Annotated in this window: 6 protein-coding genes and 1 pseudogene; 2 read left to right on the top strand and 5 right to left on the bottom strand. The window is 33.5% G+C overall.

The genetic code is table 11. The features are described 5' to 3' along the window. Together AC3DU7_RS13900 and AC3DU7_RS13905 are read right to left on the bottom strand one after the other, a co-directional pair. Positions 1–446 (bottom strand): annotated as a pseudogene (locus AC3DU7_RS13900) (hypothetical protein); the annotation flags it as partial. Between the two features lie 256 nt (positions 447–702). Then, a complete protein-coding gene (locus AC3DU7_RS13905; RefSeq protein ID WP_488039928.1) occupies positions 703–948 on the bottom strand; it encodes a hypothetical protein in 246 nt (81 codons plus the stop codon). 269 nt (positions 949–1,217) lie between these two features. On the opposite strand from AC3DU7_RS13905, the gene AC3DU7_RS13910 reads away from it, so the two are divergent. Then, positions 1,218–3,404 carry an NACHT domain-containing protein gene (locus tag AC3DU7_RS13910; protein WP_488039929.1) on the top strand — a complete coding sequence of 729 codons (2,187 nt, stop codon included), beginning with the start codon at positions 1,218–1,220 and terminating at the stop codon, positions 3,402–3,404. On the opposite strand, the gene AC3DU7_RS13915 is transcribed toward AC3DU7_RS13910, so the two are convergent. The 3 genes from AC3DU7_RS13915 to AC3DU7_RS13925 all read right to left on the bottom strand — a co-directional run bounded on the left by AC3DU7_RS13915 (position 3,373) and on the right by AC3DU7_RS13925 (position 9,838). Continuing rightward, entirely contained in the window at positions 3,373–5,073 is a 1,701-nt protein-coding gene (locus AC3DU7_RS13915) for a hypothetical protein (protein WP_488039930.1), read from the bottom strand. The genes AC3DU7_RS13910 and AC3DU7_RS13915 overlap by 32 nt on opposite strands. 338 nt (positions 5,074–5,411) lie before the next feature. Then, positions 5,412–8,678, bottom strand: coding sequence for a tubulin-like doman-containing protein (locus AC3DU7_RS13920; protein ID WP_488039931.1), 3,267 nt, complete (start codon positions 8,676–8,678; stop codon positions 5,412–5,414). A 20-nt stretch (positions 8,679–8,698) separates the two neighbouring features. Next, positions 8,699–9,838, bottom strand: coding sequence for a vWA domain-containing protein (locus AC3DU7_RS13925; RefSeq protein ID WP_488039932.1), 1,140 nt, complete (start codon positions 9,836–9,838; stop codon positions 8,699–8,701). A gap of 390 nt (positions 9,839–10,228) precedes the next feature. On the opposite strand from AC3DU7_RS13925, the gene AC3DU7_RS13930 reads away from it, so the two are divergent. Beyond that, on the top strand, positions 10,229–10,812 hold a 584-nt coding region (locus tag AC3DU7_RS13930), incomplete at its 3' end, for a hypothetical protein (protein ID WP_488039933.1).

The raw sequence follows: 10,812 nt of genomic DNA on the forward strand, positions 1-10,812 counted from the left end.
CCGATTACTTGTACGATATAGCCTTCTTTTCCTTGAGCATAATCTTCGATTTGCTTGACTAAATTGTTCCGAATAAAATTAATTAATCCAGCAGATAATTCGGCACTACCTGATGGGAATTTCCGGTTAGATGCTTCTGTAATTTCAATTGGTGGCTGGGATTTTAAGCTAGAAATTTCTAGCTCTTGTTGCTTTATCTCTTCATATTTTTCCTGTATTTCTCGGTCTTTTTCTTTTACTTTATCCTTCAAATTTTTATTCTCTCTTCTAACTTCTTGAAGTTCAGTATTTGTTCTAGAAACATTTGAATTTAACACTCCCGATTTCAGTAGTGCCAAGAAAAGAAAGAGGCTCAAAATCATAAAAGCACTGGACATGATATCAGTGAATGATTGCCAGACATTGAGAGTTTGATTTAACCTTGCATATCGTGAACGGCGGCTCATAATTTTTACTTCTTTATTTATCTGGAAAAATTAAAAAGTGTTGGTAATTAAATAGTGGTTGAAAACCTATGTATATTTGCAAAAATTATAACCATATTTATAGTTTTATAGAGTGAACAAAGATTTGCTCACTCTAAACTTAGTCTGAGATGTACTCTGATGTTCAATAGTATTAACTGGTAAATGCACTGAATATTTGAGATCAAGTCTGACAGTAAATTATCAATATACTTTAGACTTTATGTATTGTCTTTGTCTATGACTTTTTTTCTGACTCTTTTTTAACTAAATGCTGTCCTACATTAGCAATAGGTGCTGATGGGGACAACAGAAGTATAGCCATCTCTTCAGAGAGTGAATTTGAGGACAATAACAGGAAAGTTCCCAAAATTACAGCAGCAGTACTTGAAATTAAGCCAACACCAATATAGTGGTTTACTTGACTGAAGCCTTTCTTTGAAACATTATGGCCATAATGGCCATTTGGAGAATTTGTTGTCATAATTAGAGATATAAAATGTAATTAATTGAACGAGTAAGGTTTTCACCTTACTTTTTTTTATAGTAGCATATAGACTTCAGAAATTAATGATTAAAACTTGAGCAAAATAAATCAAAAAGTAAAAAATATTTAATATATTATGTAATAAACAAATAAAAATATAATTTAATTTACTTTTTAATCAGTAAAAAATGATAATAAGTTATGGCCAAATTAACACTTGACGATTTTAATTTGACACTGGAATAATTTAGGTAAATAGGAAAAGCATGGCAAGCTCTTTAAAAGCATCTAAGATTGGACTTGAAATTATAGACAAGGCTAGACGAACCAAAGGTTGGAATAAGCATGAGGAGGCTTGGTTTGAAAAAGCTGGAGTTTCACGATCATCTTTGATGCGATTTTGGCGAGGCCCAATTCTTAGGGAAAGTTTCATTGCTATTTGCGAGACAGTTGGTTGTAACTGGGAAGAAATTGTTGATAATACTATTAGCTCTACAAATTCTCCAGACATCGAGGTTGATATTTCTGAGTGGCAGGAACGTTGTCAAACAATGCTAGAAGGTAGAGAATCCCTAACTACTAATCAATTTACTGCTAGAGATGGAATTAGATTTGAGGTAAACGACAATATTCCTCCTGTGGGGTTAGTCGAGCGATCGCGACAAAGGCAGTTCGATAAAGATCGCCCTAAACCTGAAAATGGCTCTGAGTTGTATAAACCAAAAGGGAAAAAGGTTGAGTGCGATGATGTTCTGAAACTTTTTAAGGATGTTAATTCAAAGAAAGCGCGACGGATAGCTATTGTTGGATATCCAGGGGATGGCAAAACAACCTGGTTGCAAAAGATTGCTTTTTGGGTGTTAGAGAATACAGATAATTTATTGATTTGGATATCTCTGGGAGACCTGAAGGGTAAAACTATAGAAGAGTATTTACTAGAAGATTGGTTGAAAGCTGCTTGCAAGAAAAGGATAGTTGAGGAAAAAATTCAAAATAATTTTGTTGAACAATTTAATAACGGTAGAGTCTGGTTGTTATTGGATGGTGTGGATGAAATTGCAGCACAACCTGTGGATGCTTTAGCAACTGTTGCCAGAGAAATTACTGGGTGGATAGGTGGAGCTGGAGTTGCACTAACCTGTCGAATTAATGTTTGGGATGATAGTAAAAATGCACTAGAAGATTTTGATACTTATCAAGTATTGGGATTTGAAAGCAACCAGATAAATAAATTAATTAATCCCTGGTTTAAAGATACTGACATAGAAGACATAGAAATAGAAGAAGTGGGGGAGAAGTTACGAGAAAAATTAATCCCATCTCCTGAAAATCAAGACAAACTAAATCCTAAATGGAAACGTCTCAAGGATGCAGTCAAAAATCCTCTGCGCTTGACAATTTTATTCTACATTTGCCGTCGAAATGGCAGTTTGCCAAAATTAGATGCTGACTTTTACAGGCAGTTTATAGAAATATTTTACCAGTGGAAAAAAGAACGATTTTCCGAAATACAGGATAAGCGTCAAGAATTAGAAAATGCTTTGAAAAAATTGGCTTTAGAGGGAGTTAAACAGAATCAATTTATTCTGCCTCATTCTCTAGTTGAAAATACTATAAATGATAAGTCTCTATTTCAGTTGTCTCTGCAACTTGGTTTACTAAATCAAGTAGGTATTATCGAAAAAAGTTTAAATGAAAAGATTTATTCATTCTGGCATCCTGCATTTCAGGAATATTTTGCTGCTCTAGAGCTAATTGACTCTAATAAAAATTATGATTTTGATATTATTTTGCAAGGTTTTGCTTCACAATGGAGCGAAGTATTTCTATTTTGGCAGAATCTAAAAAACTTTTCCATAGATGAAGTTGATCAATGTATTTATGAATTAATTGGTTTAGTGATAAGGCAGTTAGAAAATGAGAATTGCCAACCTGTAACTGAGGGTTTAGAAAATATTTTGTATGCCCTTGATGAAGTACAACTTCAGGCATTGGCTTTGAGGTTAAAAGCAAAAATTGAGCGTCAAGTAGTCAAAGCAAACAGGACAAATCAAAATATTGTTATTAATCTTTTAAAGAAAATATATCAATACACCGATGATTTTAATACTCGCTTATTACTGATAATTAGTCTAGAAAAATTCAGCAATGAAGAAGCTATCAAGACTTTAATGAGTTGGTGGTTGACAAATAATGAACTTCAGCAATTGATTGAAAAAAGCCTAAATAAGCTAAAAAATAGTAGTAAAGATCCCAAAAACCGTAAGCTTATTGAAGACTTCTTTATCAGCGATATTTTTATAGAAAAATTGGGCATTGAGACTGAGAAGAATATCAAAGCTTTAATTGATTACTGGAATTCTAGTCAAAACGAAATATTTATGCCAAAAATTGAAAATATAATAACAAAACTATATAAGCTTATTGCTCCTCTCTTCCAAAAAAAGCTTTGATAGACTTTCTCCTGCGATTTGCTTCTAATTTAGAGTCTTTAACTTCAGTAGTATTGCTTGAAGATTGGAATTGTGATTGTAAGTTTAATTCTAACTTTTCAAACTTATTTTTTATCCCACTCAAATAACGTACAGATTCTTTAATTTTTTCTCGAAGTGCCCTAATTTCTTGATTGTTATTACCTACCTGTTCAACTAAAGTATTAGTCAAGCGATCGCCTAAATTATCTAAACTTGTAATAGATTCCTGAAATTTTTCTAATACTACCTGAATTTGCTGGTTATTAATATCTATTAGATTGTTACCAAACTTCTGAATTTCTGTATTGACTTCTTGGGAATTTTCTTTCAATGTTTCTACAATATTAACTAGCTCTGATTGTATATTTACCAAACTTTCTTCTCTAACTTTAATTTCATTCTGTAGGTCTTGAATTATTTGGGATGCTGACTTAAAGTTATTTGCTCCTTCGTTAAGTTGAGGAATAATTTCTTGGAGAGATTGTTGATTAGTTTGATGTAATTTTAGTACCTCATTATAGCTTTGATGAAGGTTGATAATTTCTGCTGTTAAACTTCCTAGAGTCTGGCTGTTGTTATTCGATGATTCTCTCATAACTTCTACTGTTTCTTGTAAAGCAGAAGTTGAGTTAGAAAAATTTTGTTGGATGGTAGCTAAATTTTGAGTAGCTTCTGATAATTGTCTTGGAAATTGACTTTGTTGAAATGTTTCAGATGCTCGATTAAATTCTTTTACCGTAGGTGTCATCTCATTAGCAATAATATTTTGAAAGTTATTAACAACTGATTGAAATTCACTTGCTGCATTAGATATTGTTCCAGAAGATTGAGTAAAGCTTTCATAAACTTGTCTAGCGAGATTAGCTGCTTCTCTGTTACCTTGGGAAATTTCTCTTGCTATTTCTCCCAAGGATGATTCCACTGCATTTGTCACATTTTGATGAAATCTATTTAAAAAGTTGTTTTGCTGTTCTACCATGCGGTTAACAGCTCTATCAAGTCTAGTATTACCCTCTATTTCTGGCTGTAAAATATTATCTAGGTAATCTTCTAAATAGCTGATTAAATCTTCTCTTGCTAAATTAGTATTCCATTGAAGGTTAATTACTGTTAATAAGGAACTACAAGCTACAGCAATTAAGCTAGTAATAAAAGCAATTCCCATACCTTGGATTGGGTCTTGTAATTGCTCGACTAAGTTATTTATATCGGTTACTTCAACTTGATTAATTTTTTGAATTAAGGTTGATAAGTTGATAACGATTCCCAGAAAAGTACCTAATAATCCAAAGGATATTAATAGGTTAGGTAATGCTTGAGAAAAGTAATCCCATTGGTGGCATCGTAATTTTTTAAATCCGAAAAAACCAAATTTTTCTTGGCTATAAATTCCATCTACTAATGCTGCGGTATTGACTTCTTCTAAATTTTGACTTGCTGTCTGAAATCTTGCTTCTAAATTTTCAATTATTCTTGGTTTTCGTCCTGGACGTTCCCTGTTAATTAGTCTTCTAACTCTATCTTTTAAGAATACTAAATGATTGTAGAGTCGGATACGCACTATGGCAGTAAATATAGTGGGAAATATTACCAATACTATACTCAAAATAAGCAATGGAAATGGAATTAGCTGGAATGATTCAACCATATTTAAAACTCCTCTAGATTAAATCCCTAAATTTTTTTTATTTGCCACTAAAAATTATGCTTTTATGAGAAATTACACCAAATATAACATTTCTTGGGTTAGTGAGGTACAGTTATCTTCAAGCTTTGTTTATTAATATTTTCCTGTTGCTTTTTGCCAGTTTTTTGTTAGCTAAAACCAAGAATTTATACCTCACAAGTATGACAATTTATATCTATCCCAGAACCGAAACAAATCATTTTTTTATCCTATGCTTTTTTGGTAGATTCTGTGATAATTTTTCGGCTCTTTTTTGGAATTAGTTAAAATAATTCAACCATAATTAAAATTCCTTTAGATTAAATTCCTAATATCTTTTTCTTAGCTGCCTCAAATTGTTCATCTGTCAAAAATCCCTCTTTTTTCATATTTACTAAATCCTTCAATTTTTCCATCCGATCATCTCCTGAAGTCTGTTGGTTATTGTGAGAATCTTGGGGATTATCGAAATAAACATCAATGTCAAGAATTTCATCTTTTTTAACTTCCTGATTTTCCTCTTTTACAGTAGATTTTGACTGAAGTAATTGTATATTGTTTACTTTTTTTTGTATGCGACGGCGAAAGCGATTGATAACTCCATCCTTTCCAGGATTTTCAATTGTTGGTGGTGTTCCAACTACTGTATCTTTATAAGGATAATTAAGATCATCTTCTGGTAAATTATCAATTTGTTTAACAAATTTTTGCAACTTCGGGAAATAATGGTTTTCCCAGAGTTGTTCGTCTATTTTTTCTACTTCTTGATCCAGAATATTTTTCAAAGCTGAGGTCATATCCTGCCGATTAGCTAACTCTTCTAAAGCTTGATTCCAAACTGAACTAAGTTCGGCAGTATAATAAGTATCTCGCATATCATTGTAATATTGAAATTCTAATAACTCATCCCCATTTTTTTGAATTAATTCTAAAGCTAAACAAGGATAAAAGATATCTTCTAACTCTTCTATTTTTGCTGCATCTGGAGGAATAATATCGGCAAAGAAAATCTGATTGTCGTTATGGAGAAAAGAAGTAGAAGAATTCATTTCTCGAATGTAAGGATTTCTCATTTGCTGGAGATTAGCAATTAGTCTCAGGGGAAAAGCTGCATATTCTTTAACTATTAAAATTTGGTCTTCCGCTTGAGTTGGTTTGAGGGTATTATTGTCAATTCCTAAATCTTGCACCAAGATATTTTTAAATTGTTTAACTCCTTCATCATCGGTATCTTTAAATCCTATTAATTGACTGTGTTTAGCATCGCTATCTCTGAAGTAAGGAGCATTAAAATCTAAAGGTAAAAGTGGTTCAGCTTCCTGCATAATTTGTCCTAAGCGAGTGCTTCTGTCAGCACTAGAATAGTTTTGCAGAAAACGCTTAATTACAGAAGTAACAATATTGGTACTCCGAACTCCAAATAACCGATCTACTGTGAGATTAATTTCTTGTTTTACTTGCTCTTCTTCTCTGACTTTTTCTATGAGAAAAATTGCAATAGATTTTCCGTCTCCAGATGGTTTAGTAATTTCCGAACTTAGTTGTACCAGTTGTGACTTTAGCTCTTCAGGAGGAAGTAAAATTTGAGAACAATTATTGATGTCTTCCTCGGCAAAAATAGCTTCTCCACTCATCTCATCAAAATCTAGTTGTTTTAAATCTGCCTGTTCTTTTTCATAGTCATTTTTAAGGTTATTGAGTAAGTTGTTAAATTCTCTTAGTTGGGTAGCAATATTTTCAACATGATTTTGTAAATTCCTTACTATTTCCAGAGTTTCTTGCAGAACTACTAAATCGAAGTTGTGTCTAATTAAATCGCAAATTTGTCTGACTATTCTTTTAGCTTCAGCTTGAAACTCTCTATTCTTACCTCCCAATAAAGGCAGTTCAAATTTATTCTCAATATCTGCGATTATCTGTTCCCCATCTTGCCATTTTCTTTCTAGGTCTTCTAATATATTACTGCCATTAAAATCTACAATTTGTTCTTCAATATCCCGTTGATAATTATTCAGTTCGTTTTTCATTGTTTCTAGCCATTCGCGACTACTTCTAATAGAAAAATTATCATTACTAGGACTTAGCAATTCCAGAATAAAACTATCAATATTTTGTTGCAATTCTGCTGTAATTCTCGGACAAATTTGTTGCAACCTTGTCAACCAAACTCCTCTACTACTATCAGTTTTTCCCGGAATAACCTTTCTAAATTGCTCTTTAAACTCTCTCGGCAATCGCTGTTGTAATGCTATGCGGTCATCCTTGTTTTGAGACTCAGAAATTGCCCGGTCTAATTTATTTCTCCAACCATTAATTGTACTTTCAAAATTCTTGTTAGATTCTTCCACAGATTCGGCTAATCTTCTACTTAATCCATCTCGTTTTTCTAAGTCATCATGCCAGCGATATTGAAGTAAAAATCTTTCCAGTAATAAAACCGGATCTGGGCTTTGGCCTTCACCATTTAACCAGAAATCAACCAAGTTCCAACTAATACGATTTAAAGCTATTTGAACAATTCTATCCCGTGGAAAATAAATAGCTGCCATGCCAAAAGTTAAGTAACGTTGAATATTAGGACGAGGGTGATTATCATACTGGATTAAATGTTGTAAAAAATTATCTCTCATCCCTTTAACTACAGGTGCTAATTCTCCAGAAAAATCCAAAGCAATTTTATGAGCAATAACATTACATAACTTACGTTGCTCAAGAATTTTATATCCTCCTGCTGTCTCATTAGAAACCAAATAAGCATAATCATAAGGAGGTCGTTCTTCTCGAACAATTACTAAGTCTTGTATATCGTAACAAGCTTCAAATTTTGTACCGGGATTAGTGTAATGATTTAGTTCTTTTAAAGCTGCATAAGTATTAGCCTTCATATTAGCATTGTTTCCATATAACTCAGGACTAATTACTAAATAACCAACAATTTTAGTGTTTTGCTGGCCGTAAGTATGTCTCAAACTATAAGCAACATCTAAAAACATTCCACTGCCAGTACCTCCACATAGAGAACCCACAATAAAAATATTTACTCCCGCATCTACTCTTAACCCCGCTTTTAGTAAAATACCCTCATTTCCTCTAGTTCTTTGTTCCGCTATTTCAATTGCTTTTTGAATCTTGCGATAGTTATGAAAAAAAGCTAATCTTCCTACTGGTCTAATTCCTTTTGCACCCTCTTCTATTGCCTTAATATTCCGATTAAGTTGAGGAGGAAACCATTGCCGAATATGGTCGTAAGGTCCTGGTCTTTCAGAAGTAGAACGTTTTTCTAATTCTTGAGTAAAATTATTCACATCTCTGCCACTCATTGTCGCACTAACTTTCTCAGCTTCCTTAAAACTAAGGTCAACTCCGTGATATGTATTGCCAGTTCTTAAACCAGATATTTGACTAGCTGATTTGTCAGTATCAATATGAACAAAACTTACAATTGGCAGTTTTTCTAAATCCCCATAACTATCTACAATTAATCTACGAATTCGCATCAAAATATCTCTACCAGTGCCTCCTATTCCGATACAAATAGTGCGATTAATTCCTCTAGACTGGCGTTCTTTACTGGTTGATTGAACCATAGCTTTTACCTCTTTTAATACTATTTTTTGATTTTGATAATTATCTCATAATCACGATTTCTTCCGTGAGGACAATTAAGCCTCACTTGAGAACTAGATATTAAAGTACGACTAGAAATTTTTTTCCCATTAAGAGAAATGTCTGCATCTCCAGTTGGTTCCAGATAAAGCCGATTTCCTTTTCTGATTAAAAAAGCTCGGATTTCTGGTCCGGGGGTATCTATTGAATCAACACAAAAGTCATCATATTCACCAATAGCAATTCTTTTATTATTCGGCAAACGACAAATTTGGTCTTCCTCAATTTGAGTAGCAATAAAATCCACAACCAACTCCCATTTTTTTTGCAGGCTCATCCATCTTTTAACTCCCACTATAAACCCTATAAAAACCAACAAAAAAATCAACCCAGGTAGCCATAATAATTTCCCTAAATAAGAATTAACTAAACAAGTTTCCCTGCCTCCCGGTGCTGGGGTACAAAATTCTTGAACAGTAGGAGCAATATCCACAACTGCCAGTTGATATTCTTCACCATTTTCTGTTCTAATTAACAGCTTTCGATTATTTAAAGGTAAAGCATTAATCCAAGATATTCGCTGTTGACTTTCCTCAGAATTTTCTACTCGAAAAGGGCTATCTCTAGGAGTTTCTATCCATATTTTTGAATCAATTCCTGCCGCAGTTAAAAGTGGTGCATCAGTAATCCAAATTACTGACTGAGGTTTAATCGGTTGATTTTTTCCTAAGCGACATTGATTAATCTGAGCTAGGTTTTGATAAATAAATAATTCTGCTCTTTGAACATCCGTATTTTGTAGAGTTAAATTTGGTTTAAATGGTATTAACTCCAAAATTTTACTGATGTCTTGTTTGCCATTAAATTTAACCGCCCCTTCAACTGTCAAAGGATTAATTTGTGGTGTGAGGGGATTAACAATTGTCGCAAAAGGTACAACATAGACTTTATCTCCAGGTCGCAAACTATCTTCAACTATCTGACGCAAACGGATACGACCTTCATCATTTAAGCCTACACTTTCTGTTAAGTCAATTGCTAATACTACATCTCTTCCACCATAAATATTGGCAACTAATTCTAGCCCTGTTTTTTGCCAAGATTGGAGATTTTGCCCTGAACTAACTATGGAACAATTCACTATAAATAAAGATTTAGGAAATAAGTATAAGGTTATTAATGCTGGAATGAATTAAATTATAGCCTATCATAATAAATCCGCTTCAGGGTAAGCTCATCTAATGTAAGCATTCAGCCGTCAGCTATCAACTATTGCTTTTAGTTTACGAGCAAAGTTTTATTAATTATCTTACTACAAAAATTGGTTCCCTTGACCTTAAAGTCAGTTGTTAATTTAAACACTGTTCTTAAAGAGAAAGTCTTGTTGCTGTTTGCGCAGCATTCCGCAGGAAAAGCTGACTGCTAATAGCTGTTTGCGCAGCAGTCCGCAGGAAATGCTTACCATCTAATTGTAATTTGGTATAATATGTACTTGATAAAAAGAAGACTATATAGAGGTAACTATTTCGATATGAATAATAAATTTCTGCTCGCTATTATTCCCTTATATTTTGGCCTTAGTTGTACCTATCCAGCAATGGCCTTAAATAATTTGACTAACATCAAAACTGAACAAAAAAGCTTAGACGAAAATCAAATTATATTAGCCGATCGCAAAGATAAATATCGTATTCGAGCGCGTCAAAAGGAAGATGAGTACCGACAAGAAAAAAGGCATGAACTCCATGAAAGAATCGATCGCAGGATTAAACGAGAGATGGATAAACCTCATAACCGCAGTCTTCCTAAAGCAGAAAAAGAAAGAATTATTAAAGAAGCTCACGACGATCTAGACCGCAGACTTGACCGCAAATGGAATACTTTAGAAAATTATCGACTACGAAAAAGACGCGATAGGTACGACCGAGATTATGATTATGGGCGAAGACGCGATAGGTACGACCGGGACTATGATTATGGGCGAAGACGCAATGACAGGTACGACCGAGACTATGATTATGGGCGAAGACGTGACAGGTACGACCGAGATTATGATTATGGGCGAAGACGTGATAGATACGACCGGGACTATGATTCTTATAACAGAAATTGTGA

Source organism: Okeania sp., assembly GCF_983059655.1.